This is a genomic window from Sinisalibacter aestuarii (genome assembly GCF_027923545.1).
Lineage (GTDB): Bacteria > Pseudomonadota > Alphaproteobacteria > Rhodobacterales > Rhodobacteraceae > Sinisalibacter > Sinisalibacter aestuarii.
In genome coordinates, this window is the sequence record NZ_BROH01000001.1 from 49,677 (window position 1) to 67,253 (window position 17,577).

16 protein-coding genes are annotated in these 17,577 nt (G+C 65.1%); 7 read left to right on the top strand and 9 right to left on the bottom strand.

The annotated features are described in order from the left end of the window. Nucleotides 1–2: 2 nt before the first annotated feature. A complete protein-coding gene (gene ccoN / locus QMG28_RS00250; protein ID WP_281840150.1) occupies nucleotides 3–1,598 on the bottom strand; it encodes a cytochrome-c oxidase, cbb3-type subunit I in 1,596 nt (531 codons plus the stop codon). A 300-nt stretch (nucleotides 1,599–1,898) separates the two neighbouring features. Between ccoN and QMG28_RS00255 the strand changes: the two genes are divergently transcribed. After that, nucleotides 1,899–2,738, top strand: coding sequence for a universal stress protein (locus QMG28_RS00255; RefSeq protein ID WP_281840151.1), 840 nt, complete (start codon nucleotides 1,899–1,901; stop codon nucleotides 2,736–2,738). A gap of 90 nt (nucleotides 2,739–2,828) precedes the next feature. Here the strand turns inward: QMG28_RS00255 and QMG28_RS00260 are convergent, their stop codons facing one another. Together QMG28_RS00260 and QMG28_RS00265 are read right to left on the bottom strand one after the other, a co-directional pair. Next, on the bottom strand, nucleotides 2,829–4,244 hold the full coding sequence (locus tag QMG28_RS00260; protein WP_281840152.1) for a D-alanyl-D-alanine carboxypeptidase family protein: 1,416 nt from the start codon (nucleotides 4,242–4,244) through the stop codon (nucleotides 2,829–2,831). Nucleotides 4,245–4,495: 251 nt separating this feature from the next. Then, the gene (locus QMG28_RS00265) at nucleotides 4,496–5,197 is read right to left on the bottom strand and encodes an HAD family hydrolase (RefSeq protein ID WP_281840153.1); all 702 of its coding nucleotides are present in this window, start codon (nucleotides 5,195–5,197) and stop codon (nucleotides 4,496–4,498) included. A gap of 141 nt (nucleotides 5,198–5,338) precedes the next feature. On the opposite strand from QMG28_RS00265, the gene clpS reads away from it, so the two are divergent. Genes clpS through QMG28_RS00280 form a run of 3 tightly spaced genes read left to right on the top strand, consistent with a single transcriptional unit; the run spans nucleotide 5,339 to nucleotide 7,517 of the window. Continuing rightward, nucleotides 5,339–5,647 carry an ATP-dependent Clp protease adapter ClpS gene (gene clpS / locus QMG28_RS00270; protein WP_281841033.1) on the top strand — a complete coding sequence of 103 codons (309 nt, stop codon included), beginning with the start codon at nucleotides 5,339–5,341 and terminating at the stop codon, nucleotides 5,645–5,647. A gap of 18 nt (nucleotides 5,648–5,665) precedes the next feature. Then, entirely contained in the window at nucleotides 5,666–6,637 is a 972-nt protein-coding gene (locus QMG28_RS00275) for a class I SAM-dependent methyltransferase (protein WP_281840154.1), read from the top strand. 37 nt (nucleotides 6,638–6,674) lie between these two features. Continuing rightward, nucleotides 6,675–7,517 carry an SDR family NAD(P)-dependent oxidoreductase gene (locus QMG28_RS00280; protein ID WP_281840155.1) on the top strand — a complete coding sequence of 281 codons (843 nt, stop codon included), beginning with the start codon at nucleotides 6,675–6,677 and terminating at the stop codon, nucleotides 7,515–7,517. A gap of 3 nt (nucleotides 7,518–7,520) precedes the next feature. Here QMG28_RS00280 and QMG28_RS00285 read toward each other — a convergent pair whose 3' ends face one another. Continuing rightward, complete coding sequence (locus QMG28_RS00285) at nucleotides 7,521–7,889, bottom strand: hypothetical protein (protein ID WP_281840156.1); 369 nt, start codon at nucleotides 7,887–7,889, stop codon at nucleotides 7,521–7,523. 114 nt (nucleotides 7,890–8,003) lie between these two features. Between QMG28_RS00285 and hemF the strand changes: the two genes are divergently transcribed. Beyond that, nucleotides 8,004–8,894: an oxygen-dependent coproporphyrinogen oxidase gene (gene hemF / locus QMG28_RS00290; protein WP_281840157.1), complete on the top strand. Its 891-nt coding sequence runs from the start codon at nucleotides 8,004–8,006 to the stop codon at nucleotides 8,892–8,894. A 187-nt stretch (nucleotides 8,895–9,081) separates the two neighbouring features. Here the strand turns inward: hemF and hemE are convergent, their stop codons facing one another. Further along, entirely contained in the window at nucleotides 9,082–10,110 is a 1,029-nt protein-coding gene (hemE, locus tag QMG28_RS00295; protein WP_281840158.1) for a uroporphyrinogen decarboxylase, read from the bottom strand. A gap of 102 nt (nucleotides 10,111–10,212) precedes the next feature. On the opposite strand from hemE, the gene hemC reads away from it, so the two are divergent. Beyond that, nucleotides 10,213–11,169, top strand: coding sequence for a hydroxymethylbilane synthase (hemC, locus tag QMG28_RS00300; RefSeq protein ID WP_281840159.1), 957 nt, complete (start codon nucleotides 10,213–10,215; stop codon nucleotides 11,167–11,169). Between the two features lie 246 nt (nucleotides 11,170–11,415). Here the strand turns inward: hemC and hemN are convergent, their stop codons facing one another. Next, nucleotides 11,416–12,771, bottom strand: coding sequence for an oxygen-independent coproporphyrinogen III oxidase (gene hemN / locus QMG28_RS00305; RefSeq protein WP_281840160.1), 1,356 nt, complete (start codon nucleotides 12,769–12,771; stop codon nucleotides 11,416–11,418). 70 nt (nucleotides 12,772–12,841) lie between these two features. On the opposite strand from hemN, the gene fnrL reads away from it, so the two are divergent. Continuing rightward, complete coding sequence (gene fnrL, locus QMG28_RS00310; RefSeq protein WP_281841034.1) at nucleotides 12,842–13,585, top strand: transcriptional regulator FnrL; 744 nt, start codon at nucleotides 12,842–12,844, stop codon at nucleotides 13,583–13,585. A 7-nt stretch (nucleotides 13,586–13,592) separates the two neighbouring features. On the opposite strand, the gene QMG28_RS00315 is transcribed toward fnrL, so the two are convergent. The 3 genes from QMG28_RS00315 to QMG28_RS00325 are packed head-to-tail and all read right to left on the bottom strand — an operon-like array spanning nucleotide 13,593 to nucleotide 17,566. Beyond that, on the bottom strand, nucleotides 13,593–15,200 hold the full coding sequence (locus QMG28_RS00315) for an ABC transporter ATP-binding protein (protein WP_281840161.1): 1,608 nt from the start codon (nucleotides 15,198–15,200) through the stop codon (nucleotides 13,593–13,595). Continuing rightward, on the bottom strand, nucleotides 15,197–16,354 hold the full coding sequence (locus tag QMG28_RS00320; protein ID WP_281841035.1) for an ABC transporter permease: 1,158 nt from the start codon (nucleotides 16,352–16,354) through the stop codon (nucleotides 15,197–15,199). The genes QMG28_RS00315 and QMG28_RS00320 overlap by 4 nt, the downstream gene beginning before the upstream one ends. Before the next feature lie 48 nt (nucleotides 16,355–16,402). Continuing rightward, nucleotides 16,403–17,566: a microcin C ABC transporter permease YejB gene (locus QMG28_RS00325; protein ID WP_281840162.1), complete on the bottom strand. Its 1,164-nt coding sequence runs from the start codon at nucleotides 17,564–17,566 to the stop codon at nucleotides 16,403–16,405. Nucleotides 17,567–17,577 lie beyond the last annotated feature (11 nt).

Consider the following 17,577-nt stretch of genomic DNA (forward strand, 5'->3'; position numbering starts at 1 on the left):
CCTTATTCAGCCGGCGCCGCGGCGCTTGCTTCCCGGGCGAGGGGAGCACGCTTGACGGTCATCCAGAGGTTGTAGGCCATGATCAGCGCGCCGGTGAGGTACAGGATACCGCCGATGCCGCGAACCACATACATCGGGAACTTGGCCGCCACGGTGTCGGCGAACGAGTTCACGAGGAAGCCCTGAGCGTCGATCTCACGCCACATCAGACCTTCCATGATCCCGGTGACCCACATCGACGCGGCATAGAAGATGATGCCGATCGTGGCGAGCCAGAAGTGCCAGGAAACGAGGCGGTTCGAGTAGATCCCCGCCTTGTTCCACAGGCGCGGGAACAGGAAGTAGAGCGCGCCGAAGGTGATCATGCCGTTCCAGCCGAGCGCGCCCGAATGCACGTGACCGATCGTCCAGTCGGTGTAGTGCGACAGCGAGTTGACCGCCTTGATCGACATCATCGGGCCTTCGAAGGTGGACATGCCGTAGAAGCCGACCGACACCACCATCATGCGGATGATCGGATCGGTGCGCAGCTTGTCCCAGGCGCCCGAAAGGGTCATCAGGCCGTTGATCATGCCACCCCAGGAGGGCATCCACAGGATCACCGAGAACACCATGCCGAGGGTCGATGCCCAGTCCGGCAGAGCGGTGTAGTGCAGGTGGTGCGGACCGGCCCAGATGTAGAGGAAGATCAGCGCCCAGAAGTGGATGATCGACAGCTTGTAGGAAAACACCGGGCGTTCGGCCTGCTTCGGCACGAAGTAGTACATCATGCCCAGGAAGCCCGCGGTCAGGAAGAAGCCCACCGCGTTATGGCCGTACCACCATTGCGTCATGGCGTCCTGCACACCGGCGAAGACCTGCACCGATTTGGAGCCGAAGAGCGACACCGGGATCGACAGGTTGTTCACCACGTGCAGCATGGCGATGGTGATGATGAACGACAGGTAGAACCAGTTGGCGACGTAGATGTGCGGTTCTTTCCGCTTCATCAGCGTGCCCATGTAGAGCAGCAGATAGCCGACCCAGACAACGGTGAGCCACCAGTCGGTGTACCATTCGAACTCGGCGTATTCCTTGCCCTGAGTCGCGCCGAGCAGATAGCCCGTCGCGGCCAGAAGGATCGTGATCTGATAGCCCCAGAAGACGAACCAGGCGAGCCCGTCATTCCACAGGCGCGCGCCGGTGGTGCGCTGAACCACGTAGAACGAGGTGGTCACGAGGCCCGTGCCGCCGAAGGCGAAAATCACCGCGCTGGTGTGCAGCGGGCGAAGACGGCCGAAGTTGAGATAGCCTTCGGCCCAGGCAAAGTTGAGGTTCGGGAAGGCAAGCTGGAAGGCGATCCAGGTCCCGACCAGAAATCCGACGACGCCCCAGAAGGCCGTCAGAATAACGCCGATCCGGACAGGCCCGTCCAGATATCCGGTTTTCGGCGCCCGCGCGTTCCCCATACCCCGGAGAGTATAGATGAACGCGACGGCGGCGCTCAGAAGCCCGATCAGCGACGCGACCATAAAGGCCAGGTCACGGGCTTCGCTCGCGAGGTACATGGTCAGGACTGCAATGAGCCCGAACAGCACCAGTTTAAGGTAATCCCACATTTCACGTCCCTTCGTCTTTCTCAGTCGCCCCCGCGTCGCGTGTTTACACCACGCCTGTGGGGACAATTGTCGACTTTTGTGGGTTTGGACGGTAACCCCGCCACTCGCTTTGATCCATGTCAATTCGCATCGGCGCCCGCGCCTTGTCGCCGCACCCCCTTGAAACAAGGATCGGGAGCAAGTCCGTGCCGCACGGCGAAAATCTTGACCCATGTCAAGGAACCGGACGCCGCTCAGGCGCATCCTGACGCTGAAAAAGACGTGTCACCTGGCGCGTCGCACAGCACGAAAGGGCAAGTCATGGCCTTCCGGACGATCACAACGATCCTGACCGACCCGGAGATGAGCGCCGCCTCGATGCAGACGGCGATGGAGATGGCCCGGCGCGAAGAGGCCCACCTCGACGTTCTCTGTCTCGGCATCGACCGCACGCAGCCCGGCTTCTACTATGCCGGAGCCAATGCGATGGTGGTTCAGGACAATCTCACACAGGCGCGCGACGATTCGATGGAACTCGAAGAGCACGCGCGCACACTCCTCAAAGGCTCCGATTTTCCGTGGTCCGCCACGGCGGTCTCGGCCCAGATGGTGGCGCTGAACGGGCTTGTCGCCCATCGCACCCGATTCTCCGATCTGGTGGTTCTGCCCCGCCCCTATGGCGAACGGCGCGGCCACGATTGCGAGGCGATCACCGAAGCCGCGATGTTCGAGGGCGACGTGCCGGTGCTGATCCAGCCCGATGGCACCGGCTTCCCGGACGAGATTCGCACCGTGATGGTGGCCTGGAACGAAAGCACCGAGGCGCTCAGGGCGGTGCGGGCGGCGCTGCCCTTCCTGCAGAACGCCGAGAATGTGAACATCGCCATCGTCGATCCGCCGCAGCACGGGCCGGAACGCTCGGACCCGGGTGGCGCGCTCAGCCAGATGCTTTCGCGTCACGGGGTGCGGCCCGAAGTCTCGGTCCTGTCCAAGACCCTGCCGCGCGTCTGTGACGTTTTGCTGCGCCATGCCAGCGATATCGACGCCGATCTGATCGTGATGGGGGCCTACAGCCACTCGCGGTTCCGCGAATCGATTCTCGGCGGCGCGACTCGCAGCATGCTCGAACTCGCGCAGGTGCCGGTGCTGATGGCGCACTGAATTCTATCGTTTCTCCCTGAAGGACTGGCCGGGGCCGCTCGCTCCGGCCTTTTTTCTGTCCGATCCGGAGAATTGAGCCGGCAGGGCGGCTCAGCTCGGCCCGACCACCCGGCAATCGGTGGCCCGCGCCTGCAGCCGGCGGCAGGCCAGCTCGGCGCCGTCCTCGGTCAGCCCGACGAAATTCGCATCATAGCCCTGCGGGCTGCGCGCAACCTTGCGCAGCGCTTCGCCCAGCGTCGCCAGCTCGACAAGCGCGGTCTTCAGCAGCACGCGCTCCGCCTCGTACTGGCTGTTGAACCGGCCCACATTGATGCTCCAGTGCCGGCCGCCGGAGGTGGACAACCGGGTGACGACTTCCGGCGCCACCGGCTCCACCGTTTCCTCCGGCTCGACCGAAGCGAGGATGATCTCAGCCGGCCGCGGCTTGGGCAGCGGCGTGCTTTCCGGCGCGGTGAGTGATTCGGCGATCTTCTCGGTGGCGATCTCGGGTTCGGCGGCCTCGGCCACGGGCGCCGCAGGCGCCGCCGGTTCGGGCGTGGCTTGCGCCGTCACGATATCGGCCACCACCTCGTCGACCGTTTCGACCAGCGCCGCCACGATCGCTTCGTCCGGCGCGTTCAGCGTCGGGCGCGGTTGCGGGCGAATCGAACGGGTGGGTGCGCCGACCAGCCGGATCGTCTTGCCCGCCCCGCCGGCGGCCGGGCCTTCATAGGTGGGGCGTGCGGGTGCGCGCATCGCAACCCGGGTCGGAACCTTGGAGAAGCCCATATCGAGCAGTTCAGCCATCCGCTTGTTGCGGTCGGCGGTGGACTGGCCGCCGAAGACGGTGGCGATGATCCGCTTCGAGCCACGCTCGGCGGATGCCACGAGGTTGAACCCGGCGGCGCGGGTATAGCCGGTCTTGATCCCGTCCGCGCCCTGATAGGAATTGAGGAAACGGCGGTTGGTGTTGGGCACTGCATGGCCGCCCACATCGGCGGAGAGACGGGAGAACAGGTTGTAATAATCGGGATAGTCGAAGAATACGTGGCGGCCCATCGTCGTCATGTCGCGCGCCGTCGACATATGGCCCGACTCGGTCAGGCCATTGGCATTCTTGAAATGCGTGCGCGTCATGCCCAGCGCGGCGGCGGTCCGGTTCATCCGGCGGGCAAAGGCGGCCTCCGACCCCTCGATGGCCTCGCCGATGGCGGTGGCCGCATCATTGGCCGATTTCACCGCCGCGGCCCGAATGAGATAGCGCAGCGCAATCTTCTGGCCCGCACGCAGGCCCAGCTTCGACGGCGGCTCATTGGCGGCATTGGCCGAGATCGTGACCATCGTATCGAGGCTGATCTCGCCATGCTCGATCGCCTCGAAGGCGATGTAGAGCGTCATCATCTTGGTGAGCGAGGCGGGGTGAAGCTGGGTATCGGCGTTGCGCGAATGGATCACCTCGCCAGTGCGCATGTCCATCACCATTGCCGCATAGGGCGCGGCAATGCCCGACGATGCAAACACGAGCATCGTGGCAAGATATGCGAAAATGCGGGCGATCTGCCCTGGACGCGGTTTCACGTCGTCACCTGTCTCTGCCTCGTTCGCCGGGTCTTTTGCCCAGCTGATTTGCACCCAGCCTAGCAGAAGCGGGCAGCGCAGAAAACACCCGATTCGCATGAGTTTGCAAAGTGTGTTGATGTGACTCGGGAACATCCTGGGCATAGGCCGACGACAACCACAAGATGAACGATTGTGGCGGGAAAAGGCAAAATTGCCGGTCAGCCGATCTCGTTCAGCAACCCCGGAAGCGCGCCAAGGCTCGCAATCTCGGCGAAGCGGGCAAAACCCTCGGGCGGCTCCGCCGCCTCGTAGCCCCAGGTAAGCTCATGCGGCACGTAGACCCCCCAGGCGCCGGCTTCCAGCGCCGGGATCACATCGGATTTGAGCGAATTGCCCACCATCATCGCCGCCTCCGCCCCGGTGCCGTGGCGCATGAAGGCCGAGCTATAGGTGGCGCGGGTCTTGTCCGACACGATCTCGACCGCATCGAACAGATCGCCCAGACCCGATTGCGCCAGCTTGCGCTCCTGGTCGAGCAGATCGCCCTTGGTGATCAGCACCAGCCGGTAACGCCCGGCGAGCGCGCGCACCGTTTCCTCGGCCTCGGGCAGAAGGTGGATCGGATGGGCCAGCATCTCGTGGCCCACGTCGATGATCTCGCGCAGCACCCGCGCCGGCACCCGCTCGCCCGTAACTTCAATGGCGGTCTCGATCATCGACAGCATGAAGCCCTTGATGCCGAAGCCGTAATGCCCGAGGTTGCGCCGCTCGGCCGCCTCCAGCCGCTCGGCGAGATGACCGGGATCGACATAGCCCTGAAGCAGCGCGGCGAAGCGCTCCTGCGTCATCTGGAAGAACGCCTCGTTCTGCCAGAGCGTGTCATCCGCATCGAAGCCGATTGTCGTCAGCGGCACGCGCATTTCCCCCTTCGTTCCGCACCCTGTGCAACCGGGCCTTTTTCATACCGCGGTTTGACGCTATATAGTGCGCTCTGAATGTGTCTGACTGAACAGCTTAACCAAGAGGCCCTCGTGTCGAAAGACCGGAACATTCCCGTGCTGATGGCGGACGAGCGTGACGAACCCGGCGTCGCGCTGCAGACCCGGCCAAAGACGAAGCGGCCGCCGATGTACAAGGTGCTGCTGCTCAACGACGACTTCACCCCGATGGAATTCGTGGTGATGGTGCTGGAGCGGTTCTTCGGGATGAACCATGCCCAGGCCTTTGAACTCATGCTCATGGTGCACAAGAAAGGCCTCGCCGTCGTTGGCGTGTTTTCCTACGAAATCGCCGAGACGAAAGTGACCCAGGTGATGGAACTGGCCCGCCAGCATCAACACCCGCTGCAATGCACGATGGAGAAGGAATAGGCTGCGGCCTTCCTCGCCATGAGCGCCTCCCGCCTCACCCTCGCGCTTTCCGATGGCGCGCTCCGGCTGCCCGAAGGGCCCGTGGCGGTGTTTGGCCCGCCCGCCGGCTATGACCTGTCGGCGCTGCGGCCAGAGGGCACGACCATCGTCACCCACTTCTTCCCCGACGCAGCGGCCTGGGCGCAGGCGGGATTCGCCGTGGCGCAAGCCGCCGAGGGGCCGTTTGCCGCCGCACTCGTCATCCTGCCGCGCGCCAAGGATGCGGCCCGCGCGCTGATCGCCGAGGCAAGCGCCGCCGCGCCGCTGGTGATCGTCGATGGCCAGAAGCATGACGGGATCGATTCGATGCTGAAGGCGGTAAAGGCCCGGCGGGCGCCCGATGGCACGATCTCGAAAGCGCATGGCAAGCTGTTCTGGTTCACCGGCGGCGATTTCGCCGACTGGGCCGCCGCCGACCGCGCGGTGGACGGGTTCATCACCCGCCCCGGTGTGTTTTCGGCGGACGGGCCCGACAAGGGCTCGCTCGCGCTCATCGACGCGCTGCCGCCGCTCAAGGGCCGCGTTGCCGATCTGGGCGCGGGCTGGGGCTTTCTCGCCCGCCACATCCTGGGCTCGGCTACTGTCACCCATCTCGATCTGGTCGAGGCCGACGCGGTGGCGCTCGATTGCGCCCGGCGCAACGTGGCGGACCCGCGCGCCGCCTTCCACTGGGCCGACGCCACCCGCTTCACGCCCGATGCGCCCTATGACGCGGTGGTGTCCAACCCGCCCTTCCATGTCAGCCGCGCCGGTGATCCGGGGCTGGGGCAGGCGTTCATTTCCGCGGCCGCCCGGATGCTCACGCCGCATGGCAGCTTCTGGATGGTCGCCAACCGTCACCTGCCCTACGAAGTGGCGCTCGGCCGATCTTTTCACCATGTCGAGGAGGCCGGTGGCACACCGGGCTTCAAAGTGATCCACGCGAGCCGCCCCCATCGCATCCGGCACTGAACCCGGCTAGGCTCGCCACAGGAATCAGGAGAAACCCATGCCGTTTTTCATTTCCGGCAAGACCGCGATCGTCACCGGCGCGGCCAACGGCGTCGGCCTCGCGATTGCGCGCCACTTTGCGGAACAGGGCGCCAATGTCGTCTGCGCCGACCGCGACGAGGCCAAGCTGATCGACGAATTCGGCGCGAACCCCGAAAGCGGGAATGGCGGCAACAGCGACGAGGCCGAGGCGCGCAACATCCGGATCTTCGCCGGCGATCTGCGCAAGAAGCTCACGATCAAGAACCTGATCTCCGCCACCATCGACGCGTTCGACCGGGTCGATATCCTCGTCAACGCATCGCGCCAGGTAATCGCCTCCGACCCGCTCGACATGGAAGACCAGGCCGTCGAAACCCTGCTCGACCAGAACCTGATGACCGCGCTCCGGCTCAGCCAGGCCGTGGCGAAGCGCATGATCAGGCAGGGCGACGAGCTGCCGGAAGACAGCGATATGCCGCTCGGCGCGATCGTGAACCTCTCGTCCATCGCCGCCACCCGCACCCAGCCGGGGCTGATGGCCTTTTCGATCTCCGCCGCCGCGCTTGAGCAGATGACCCGCGCCTTCGCCGTGGCGCTCGCCCCGCACCGGGTGCGCGTCAACGCCATCAGCTTCGGCTCGGTGATGAGCGCCAGCCTGCAGGAAGCCCTGCGCGAAGATACCGGGATGCGCGACATGATCGTCGACGGCACCCCGCTTGGCCGCATCGCCAGCCCCGGCGAAGTGGCCGAGACGGCGCGCTTCCTCGCCTCGGACGGCGCCGGGTTCATGACCGGGCAGATCCTCACCGTCGATGGCGGGCGCACCCTCGTCGACGCGGTCGGCGCTCCGGCGCATTGACGCCTATTCGGGGTATGCCGCCTGACAATCGGCAATCGCCGCCGTCAGCCGCCGCGCCTCGGCGCGCAAGGCATCGAGCTTGGCCTGCTCGGCCACGCGATTGATCGGCCGCCTGTCGAACATCGGCTCGCCATCCTCGGCGCGGCAGAGATAGGCCGACCCGGTGGGCCGCAGGCAATAATGCAGCCCGATCTCGTTGCGGGCCGGCACCAGCCCAAAGCCGCGCCGCAGGAGCATCTCGGTCTCGCGGATATGGAAGGTGGTGTTGCGCAGCTCGGCGCGGTAAGGCGCCTCGCATTGCTGGCGCGGCGTGGTGGCGCAGGCGGCAAGGGTGAGCGCAACGGCAAGGGCAGACAAGGCAATCGAACGCATGGGACTCCCTCCGGTTTCGTCCCAAGCCTACTGCGGGCGGCGCGGGGCGAAAACACCCTTTCCCCCATCGGCCCTTTCTTGCTAGCCAGCACCAGTGCCGGTTTGGAGGAACAGATGACCGAGATGATGCAGGACGAGAAAGCCCGCGCCGCCGCGTGGTTTGGCGAGTTGCGCGACCGGATCGTCGCCGCCTTCGAAGCGCTGGAAGACAGCCAGGCCACCGGCCCGTTTGCCGCCGCCGCGCCGGGCCGGTTCGAGGTGACCGAGACGAAACGCAGCTCCGAAGACGGATCGGACGCCGGTGGCGGGCTGATGAGCGTGATGCGCGGCGGCCGGGTGTTTGAGAAGGTGGGCGTGAACATCTCGACCGTGCACGGCACGCTGGGCGTCGCGGCGCAGAAGAGCATGGCCGCACGCGGCGTGCCCGGGATCGAACCCGATCCGCGCTTCTGGGCCTCCGGGATCAGCCTCGTCGCCCATATGCAGAACCCGCACACGCCGGCGGTGCATATGAACACGCGGATGTTCTGGACACCCAATGCCTGGTGGTTCGGCGGCGGCGCCGATCTCAACCCCTGCATCGAATATGCCGAAGATACCGCCGGCTTCCACGCCGCGCTCAAATCCGCCTGTGACGCGCATGGGCCGGATTATTACGACCGCTTCAAAGCCTGGGCGGACGAGTATTTCTACATCCCCCACCGCCACCGGGCGCGCGGGGTGGGCGGCATTTTCTACGATGACCTCAATACAGGCGACTGGGAGGCCGATTTCGCCTTCACACAGGATGTGGGCCGCGCCTTCCTGCCTGCCTTCCTGCCGGTCACCGAGCGCCGCCGCGACACGGGTTGGAGCGAGGCCGACAAGGATACGCAGCTTATCCACCGGGGGCTCTATGCCGAATACAATCTCGTCTACGACCGGGGCACCAAGTTCGGCCTTGCCACCGGGCATGACGCGAATGCGGTGCTGATGAGCCTGCCGCCGCTGGCGAAATGGGTGTAGGGTTTCGCCCCGGCTGACGCCGGGTCGACCGGCTTGGGGGGCCAGCCCCCCAAACCCCCCGAGGTATTTTAGGAACAGAGAAGGGGACACGCGATATCGTGTCTTCTTCTTCGTTCCGGAAATACCTCACGGGGGTTCGGGGGTGTGAAACCCCCGACGGATCGACCGCGCCAGCGGGCGAAAGGCTTCAGGCGCCGCGCACCGTGTCGATCATCAGCTGCACGTTTTCGGGGTCGGCATCCGGGGTGATGCCGTGGCCGAGGTTGAAGATGTGCGGACCGTTCCGGAATGCCTCGACCACCGCGCGGGTCGCGTCGATGAGCGGCTGCCCACCGGTGACCATGTGCTTCGGGTCGAGGTTGCCCTGAACGCAGCCGTCAATCTGGACATGTTCGGCGGCCCATTGCGGGCTCACCGAATTGTCGATGGCCACGCAATCGGCCCCGGTGGCTCTGGCAAAGCCGATATAGCCCTCGCCCGCTTCGCGCGGGAAGGCGATCACGGGCAGGCCGGGATGGCGTGCTTTCAGCGCGGAGATGATCCGTTTGGCCGGTTCGAGGGTGTAGCGGGTGAAATCCTCACCCTTGAGCGAGCCGGCCCAGCTGTCGAACAGTTTGACCACTTCCGCCCCGGCCTCGACCTGCATCGAGAGATAGTCGATCGTCGCCTCGGTGATCCGGTCAAGGAGCGCCTCGAACAGCGCCCGGTTTTCGGCTTTCAGCGCATGGGCCGGGCCCTGATCGGGCGTGCCGCGCCCGGCGATCATATAGGTCGCCACCGTCCATGGTGCGCCCGCGAAGCCGATCAGCGCGGTTTCCTGTGGCAGCTCCCGCGCGAGGATGCGCACCGTCTCATAGACCGGGGCGAGATGCTCGTGGATCGCATCGGCGGGCTTGAGCTTGTCGAAATCGGCCTGCGCCCGGATCGTCGAGAGCCGCGGACCCTCGCCCGTTTCGAACCACAGATCCGCGCCCAGCGCCTGCGGCACCAGCAGAATGTCGGCGAACAGGATCGCCGCATCGAAGCCATAGCGGCGGATCGGCTGCAGGGTGACCTCGGCGGCCAGATCGGGATTGTAGCACAGCGACAGGAAGTCGCCCGCCTGCGCCCGCGTCGCCCGGTATTCCGGCAGGTAGCGCCCGGCCTGACGCATCATCCAGATCGGCGGCACGGGCAGGGTTTCGCCGGCGAGGGCGCGCAGAAGGAGCTTGGTCATCGGTCGATCCTTTTCGCTGGTTGGGGCTGGTTCCCAAGACGGCGGCAACTTGTCAAGCGAAGGGGCGTGGACAGGCCATTTTGCCGCGATTAAACCGGGCGCATGACCATTGCATTGCCCACCCCCGCCCAGAGGCTCAAGATCGGCACCCGCGGCTCGCCGCTGGCGCTTGCGCAGGCCCATGAAACCCGCACCCGGCTGATGGCCGCCTTCGATCTGCCCGAGGATGTGTTCGAGATCGTGGTGATCAAGACCACGGGCGACGACGCAGCGCTGATCGCCGCCGACCGGCCGCTCAAGGAGATCGGCAACAAGGGGCTGTTTACCAAGGAGATCGAGGAGCAATTGCTCTCGGGCGGGATCGACATTGCCGTGCATTCGATGAAGGACATGCCGGTCGAGCAGCCCGCGGGCCTCGTGCTCGATTGCAACCTGCCACGCGAAAATACCGCCGATGCCTTCGTCTCGCTCACATATGCCAGCATTGCGGGATTGCCGCAGGGGGCCACCGTGGGCACCTCGTCGCTCCGCCGCCGCGCACAGCTTTTGAACCGGCGGCCCGATCTCAACGTGGTCGAGTTTCGCGGCAACGTGCAGACCCGGCTGAAAAAGCTGGGCGATGGCGTGGCGGAGGCCACGTTCCTCGCCATGGCCGGGCTGAACCGGCTTGGCATGGCGGATGTGCCGCGCGCCGCGATTGCGCCGGAAGAGATGCTGCCCGCCATCGCGCAGGGCGCCATCGGGATCGAGCGCCGCGCCGATGACAGCCGCACCGCCGCGATGCTTGCCGCGATCCACCATGCCGAAACCGGCCAGCGCCTCGCCGCCGAGCGCGCCTTTCTGGCCGCGCTCGATGGCTCCTGCGAAACGCCGATTGCCGGCCTTGCCACGCTCGACGGCGGCACGCTGCGGCTGCGGGGCGAGATCCTGCGCACCGATGGCTCGGAGGCTCTGGCCGACGACGTGACCGGCGCGGTCGAGGACGGGGCCGAGATGGGCCGCGCCATGGCCGCGAAGCTTCTGGGGCTGGCCGGCGACGGGTTTTTCGACTGGAAATAGCCCCCTGCCAAGGCGGGCGGTTGCCGGGGTTCATGATCCCGTTCGGGCTCGCCGCCGCCTTCACCGCGCGCACCCTTGCCTTGACGCTGCGCCATGATCGTCATGGGTGCCCAGGCGCACAATGTTCACTTATCCGGATAAGTGGATATCCGGTGGTGCTTTATCCTCTTGTTCAGGCGAGGAAAAACCCGGCCGCCGCCGGGGCGGCAAGGCTTCGTTAACGTATCGGACGCAGGGATGGTGGCGTCACACCGCCTGGCTGTGACCGGCGGCGGACATCTCGTAGGCATCGAACCAGCGGGCGATGATCCGGGCGAGCGGGCGCGCATCCTCAAGGATCGTCAGCACGCCGCCGTCCAGCACCGTCGTGCCCGGCAGCACCTCGTCGAGCCCCTTGGCCGTCGCAATCGCCATCTCCGGCGCCACGCCATGCTCGGCGGCGACCGCATTGAAATCGACGCGGAAATCGCACAGCAGCTTTTCGATGATCCGGCCGCGCAGAAGATCGTCACCGGTAAAGGCGTGGCCCTTGGCGGTGGGCAATTCGCCCGCGCGCACGCGTTCGGTGTATTTCGAGGTCGAGGGCTCGTTCTGCGCATAGCCTTGCGGGAACCGTCCGATCGACGAGGCGCCGACGGGGATCAGCACGTTGGACTTGTCTTCGGTATAGCCCTGGAAGTTGCGGTGCATGGTGCCATTGCGATGTGCCACGGCAAGGCCGTCTTCGGGTTTGGCGAAATGGTCGATGCCGATCTCTTCGAACCCGGCGCCGACGAACAGATCGCGCGCGGTGTTGTAGAGATCGAGCCGCTGTTCGGGCGTCGGCAGTGCCTCGGTCGGGATAAGCTGCTGGCGCTTCGACATCCACGGCACATGGGCATAGCCAAAGAGCGCGATCCGGTCCGGCCCGAGGCTGATCACTTTGTTCACCGAATCGGTGATGCGGGCATGGGTCTGGTGCGGCAATCCGTACAGCAGATCGACGTTGAGCGACCGGATGCCGCGCGCGCGCAGCATCTCCACCGTATCGCGGGTGACCTCATAGCTTTGCGGCCGCCCGATCACTTCCTGGATCATCGGGTCGAAATCCTGCACCCCGATCGAGGCGCGGTTGAACCCCGACGCCGCCAGCGCATCGAGCCTGGGGCCATCGACCTCCGTCGGGTCGATCTCGACCGAGAACTGCGCCCCCTCGGCGAGCGGCGCGACATCGTAGATCGCGCCGGCGAGATCGGTGATCATCTGCGGTTCGAGCAAGGTCGGCGTGCCGCCGCCCCAGTGCAGATGCTCGATCGTCACGCCCTCCGCCAGATGCGGTTTCAGAAGCGCCAGCTCCTGCTTCAGCGTCTGGACATAGGCCGCAACCGGCTCGGCGGTCTGCGTGCCCTGGGTGCGGCAGGCGCAGAACCAGCACAACCGCCGGCAGAAGGGCACATGAACGTAGAGCGACACCGTACCCCCGGCGGGAATCGCTTCCAGCCAGGTGGCGACAGACCCCGACCATTCGCCCGCTTTGAATTGCGGCGCGGTCGGATAGCTCGTATAGCGGGGCACTCGGGCGTCAAACAGTCCGAGTTTGCGAAGTTGCGTGAGTGACTGCATTCGACTACGCTCTAGCGGAAACGACGCGCGCGACTTTGATCAGGATCAAACCGGGACTTCCGGCATGAAGATGAAGATGGACGTGGCTCTGGACACAAAAGAGTGCTGGAACTGCCCGATCAAGCATCAGGCAGTCTGCGCCCGGTGTGAGCCTGACGAGCTCACCCGGCTCGAAGAGATCAAGTATTACCGCAACTATGACGCGGGCCAGCCGGTGATCTGGGCCGGCGACCATATGGAATTCGTGGCCTCGGTGGTGACCGGGATCGCCTCGCTGAGCCAGACGATGGAAGACGGGCGCACCCAGATGGTCGGCCTGCTCCTGCCGTCGGATTTCATCGGCAGGCCGGGCCGCGATTCGGCGCCGTTCGACGTGGTCGCGGTGTCTGACCTCACGATTTGTTGTTTTCGCAAGAAGCCCTTCGAAGAGCTGATGACCACCACGCCGCATATCGGCCAGCGGCTTCTGGAGATGACGTTGGACGAGCTCGACTCGGCGCGGGAATGGATGCTCGTGCTGGGCCGCAAGACCGCCCGCGAGAAGATCGCGAGCCTCCTGGCGATCATTGCGCGACGAGATGCCACACTCAAGAAACACTCCCCGAAAGACGGGATGACCTTCGATCTGCCGCTCACACGGGAGGCCATGGCCGACTACCTTGGGTTGACTCTCGAAACCGTCAGCCGCCAGATTTCGGCCCTGCGCAAATCCGGTATCATCGAACTCGACGGCAAGCGCCGGGTGGTGATCCCTTCGCTCGAAAAGCTGATGAACGAAACCGGCGACGATGTGGATGGCGGGCTGATCGCCTGAGCCCTGTCTACATCGACGCGCCCTCTTCCACCGCCAGATCGAAGGCCGCCGCCATGAGCGCGCGGGTGTAATCCGTTTGCGGCGCATCGAAGATGTCATCGGCGGAGCCTGCCTCGACGATATCGCCCGATTTCATCACCAGCACCTGATGGGCGAGCGCCCGCACCACCCTGAGGTCGTGGCTGATGAACAGATAGGCCAGCCCGTGCTTGCGCTGCAGATCGCGCAGGAGCCGGACGATCTGCACCTGAACCGTCATGTCGAGCGCCGAGGTGGGTTCGTCCAGCACCACGAGGCGCGGGCGCAGGATCATCGCGCGGGCAATGGCGATGCGTTGGCGCTGACCGCCGGAAAACTCATGCGGGTAGCGGTGCATGGTGGCCGGATCGAGCCCGACCTCCTCCATGATCTCGGCCACCATCTCGCGGCGCGACCGGCCCGGATCGACACCATGGACAGACAGCCCCTCGGCGATGATCTCTTCCGCCGTCATCCGCGGGCTGAGCGAGCCATAGGGATCCTGAAACACGATCTGCATATCGCGCCGGAGCGTGCGCAGCTCGCGCGCCGTGTGCCGTTCGATATGCTCACCGAGAAACACGATCGGCCCGTCCGACGCGATCAGCCGCATCACCGCCAGCGCCAGTGTGGTCTTGCCGGAGCCGCTCTCGCCGACGATCCCCACCGTCTCGCCGGCGCGCACGCTGAAACTCGCGGCGTTCACCGCCTTGATATGCCCCACCGTCTTGCGCAGAAGCCCGCGGGTGATCGGAAACCAGATCCGCAGCCCCTCGGCGCTGGCAATCTCCTCGGCGCCGTCCGGCACCGGATCGGGCCGCCCGGTGGCCTCGGCGGACAGCAGCATCCGGGTATAGGGGTGCCGGGGGTTGGCGAATATCTCGGCCGTCGGACCCGCCTCGACGATCTCGCCATCCTTCATCACGCAGACCCGGTCGGCGAATTTGCGCACGATGCCCAGATCGTGGGTGATGAATAACAGGCTCATCCCCATATCGCGCTTGAGATCGGCCAGCAGATCGAGGATCTGCGCCTGGATCGTCACGTCGAGCGCCGTGGTCGGCTCGTCGGCGATCAGCAGGTCGGGATTGTTCGCGAGCGCCATCGCGATCATCACCCGCTGCCGCTGGCCGCCCGAGAGCTGGTGCGGATAGGCGCTCAGTCGTTCCTGCGGATCGGGGATGCCCACTTTGGTCAGCAGGTCGAGGATACGCCCGCGCACCGCGTCGCCTTGCAGGCCCTGATGCAGCACGATGGATTCGCGCAATTGCTTCTCGATGGTGTGCAGCGGGTTCAGCGAGGTCATCGGCTCCTGAAAGATGAAGCTGATATCGTTGCCGCGCGCCGCGCGAAGCTGCGCCTCGGACACGTTCAACAGCTCGCGGTCCTCATAACGGACCGACCCGCTGACCGTCGCGCTGTCGGGCAGCAGCGACACGGTGGAGAGCGCGGTGACCGATTTGCCCGAGCCGGATTCGCCCACCAGCGCCACCGTCTCGCCCTTGTCGATGTGGAACGACACGCCGCGCACCGCCATGTGCTCCTGCCCGTCCTGGCGGAAGCTCACGTTCAGGTTATTGACCTCCAGCACCCTCATTGGAACGTCTTTCGCGGATCGAAGGCATCGCGCACGCCTTCGAAGATGAAGACGAGCAGCGAGAGCAGCACGGTGAAGGTCACGAAGGCGGTGAAGGCGAGCCAGGGGGCCTGCAGGTTCTGCTTGGCTTGCCGGGTGAGCTCGCCGAGCGAGGGCGCAGAGGACGGCAGGCCGTAGCCGAGGAAGTCGAGCGCGGCCAGCGTGCCGATGGTGCCGGTGATGATGAAGGGCAGCATGGTCAGCGTGGCCACCATCGCGTTGGGCAGCATGTGGTGGAACATGATCTTGCGGTTCGACACGCCGAGCGCCTTGGCGGCGCGAACGTATTCGAGGTTGCGCGCCCGCAGGAACTCGGCACGCACCACGCCCACCAGCGCCGGCCAGCCGAACAGCACGGTGACGAAGACGAGCAGCCAGAAACTTCGTCCGAGGATCGCAAACAGGATGATGATCACGTAGAGCGAGGGGGTTGAGCCCCAGATTTCCAGCAGACGCTGGAAGATGAGGTCGATCCAGCCGCCGAAATAGCCCTGAATCGCCCCGGCGGCGATGCCGATGAGCGACGTGAGAACGGTGACGATCAGGGTGAACAGCACCGACAGGCGGAAGCCGTAGATCACCCGCGCCAGCACGTCGCGGGAGGTATCGTCGGTGCCGAGCCAGTGCTGGGCGTCCGGTGCCGACGGGGCCGGGCCGCCAAGATCGTTGATCGTGTCGTAGCTGTAGGGAACGAGCGGCCAAAGGAGCCAGCCCTTGCGGATTTGCGCGCCGCCGATCTCGCCGTCCTGCGCGTCTTCAATCACCGCCTCGGGGTCGTCAAAGCAGCTCTCCTGTCCCTGGCTTACGATCAGGCATTGCACCTCGATATCGCCATAAACCGCCTCGGTGCGAAAATCGCCGCCAAAGGCCGTTTCGGGATAGAATCTGAAGATCGGCGCGTAGAAGCCGCCATCGTATTTCACGAGGATCGGCTTGTCGTTGGCGATCAGCTCGGCAAAGAGCGACAGGCCGAACATTACCGCGAAGATGATGAGCGACCAGAAGGCGCGGCCATTGCGGCGGAAGTTGCGCCAGCGGCGCTGGTTGAGGTGGGAGAGCCGGGGCCGTTTGCCGGAGGCGGGTATCGTCGGGGCGGGCGCGGTCTGGCCGGGCATACGTTCTTCTTCGAGAGCGTCGGCGATAGCCTGATGATTGTCCATGCCTCAGCCCTCCCGCCGCTCGAAGTCGATCCGCGGATCGACAAACACATACATGAGGTCCGACAGGATACCGACAAGCAGCCCGACAAGGCCGAAGACGAAGAGCGTGCCGAAGATGATCGGGTAATCGCGCGCCACCGCCGCCTCGAACCCAAGCCGCCCCAGCCCGTCGAGCGAAAAGATCGTCTCGATGATCAGCGAGCCGCCGAAGAAGACGCCGATGAAGAGTGCGGGAAAGCCCGAGATCACAATGAGCATCGCGTTGCGGAAAACGTGGCCGTAGAGCACCCGGCTTTCCGAAAGCCCCTTGGCCCGCGCGGTGATGACGTATTGCTTCTTGATCTCGTCGAGGAAGGAGTTCTTCGTCAGCAGCGTCAGCGTGGCGAAGCTGGCAATGGTCGAGGCCAGCACCGGCAGAGAGATGTGCCAGAAATAGTCGAGCACCTTGCCGATCACGCTCAGCTCTTCCCAATTGTCCGATGTCAGCCCGCGCAACGGGAAGATCTGCCAGTAGCTGCCGCCGGCGAAGAGCACGAGCAGCAGGATGGCGAAGAGGAAGCCGGGGATCGCATAGGCGACGATGATCAGGCCCGAGGTGATCGTGTCGAACCGCGAGCCGTCGCGCACCGCTTTCTTGATGCCGAGCGGGATCGAGACGAAATAGGCGATCAGCGTCGACCACAGGCCCAGCGTGATCGAGACCGGCAGCTTTTCGGCGATCAGTTCGAACACGCCGATGGAGCGGAAGTAGCTCTCGCCGAAATCGAGCCGCAGATAGCGGCCCATCATGATCAGGAAGCGTTCGAGCGCGGGGATATCTTCCTTCACGCAGGCCGGGTCCGTGACCGTGGGTGTGCCCTGAAAACCGGGCTCGCAGACGATGCGGGCAAAACCCATTTCGATTTCGAGCCTGTCCAGAAAATCCTGCGGCAGCCCGCGTGCGCCGAGGTAGCTCTCATCGCTCCCGCCGCCACCGCTGCCGCCGCCCGACGCCTCCTGGCCGCCGCCCGAGATCGCCTCGAACACGTCGCCCTCACCCTCCATCTGGGCGATGATCTGCTCAATCGGCCCGCCGGGGACGAATTGTGTCAGCGTGAAGTTGATGACCATGATTCCGAACAATGTCGGGATGATCAGCAATATCCGCCGGAGGATGTAAGCGCCCATGTCGCTCCTGT

Coding starts and splice junctions, on each gene's coding strand:
- ccoN (WP_281840150.1), bottom strand. CDS start 1,598: ATGTGGGATTACCTTAAACTGGTGCTGTTCGGGCTCATTGCAGTCCTG.
- QMG28_RS00255 (WP_281840151.1), top strand. CDS start 1,899: ATGGCCTTCCGGACGATCACAACGATCCTGACCGACCCGGAGATGAGC.
- QMG28_RS00260 (WP_281840152.1), bottom strand. CDS start 4,244: ATGCTCGTGTTTGCATCGTCGGGCATTGCCGCGCCCTATGCGGCAATG.
- QMG28_RS00265 (WP_281840153.1), bottom strand. CDS start 5,197: ATGCGCGTGCCGCTGACGACAATCGGCTTCGATGCGGATGACACGCTC.
- clpS (WP_281841033.1), top strand. CDS start 5,339: ATGGCGGACGAGCGTGACGAACCCGGCGTCGCGCTGCAGACCCGGCCA.
- QMG28_RS00275 (WP_281840154.1), top strand. CDS start 5,666: ATGAGCGCCTCCCGCCTCACCCTCGCGCTTTCCGATGGCGCGCTCCGG.
- QMG28_RS00280 (WP_281840155.1), top strand. CDS start 6,675: ATGCCGTTTTTCATTTCCGGCAAGACCGCGATCGTCACCGGCGCGGCC.
- QMG28_RS00285 (WP_281840156.1), bottom strand. CDS start 7,889: ATGCGTTCGATTGCCTTGTCTGCCCTTGCCGTTGCGCTCACCCTTGCC.
- hemF (WP_281840157.1), top strand. CDS start 8,004: ATGACCGAGATGATGCAGGACGAGAAAGCCCGCGCCGCCGCGTGGTTT.
- hemE (WP_281840158.1), bottom strand. CDS start 10,110: ATGACCAAGCTCCTTCTGCGCGCCCTCGCCGGCGAAACCCTGCCCGTG.
- hemC (WP_281840159.1), top strand. CDS start 10,213: ATGACCATTGCATTGCCCACCCCCGCCCAGAGGCTCAAGATCGGCACC.
- hemN (WP_281840160.1), bottom strand. CDS start 12,771: ATGCAGTCACTCACGCAACTTCGCAAACTCGGACTGTTTGACGCCCGA.
- fnrL (WP_281841034.1), top strand. CDS start 12,842: ATGAAGATGGACGTGGCTCTGGACACAAAAGAGTGCTGGAACTGCCCG.
- QMG28_RS00315 (WP_281840161.1), bottom strand. CDS start 15,200: ATGAGGGTGCTGGAGGTCAATAACCTGAACGTGAGCTTCCGCCAGGAC.
- QMG28_RS00320 (WP_281841035.1), bottom strand. CDS start 16,354: ATGCCCGGCCAGACCGCGCCCGCCCCGACGATACCCGCCTCCGGCAAA.
- QMG28_RS00325 (WP_281840162.1), bottom strand. CDS start 17,566: ATGGGCGCTTACATCCTCCGGCGGATATTGCTGATCATCCCGACATTG.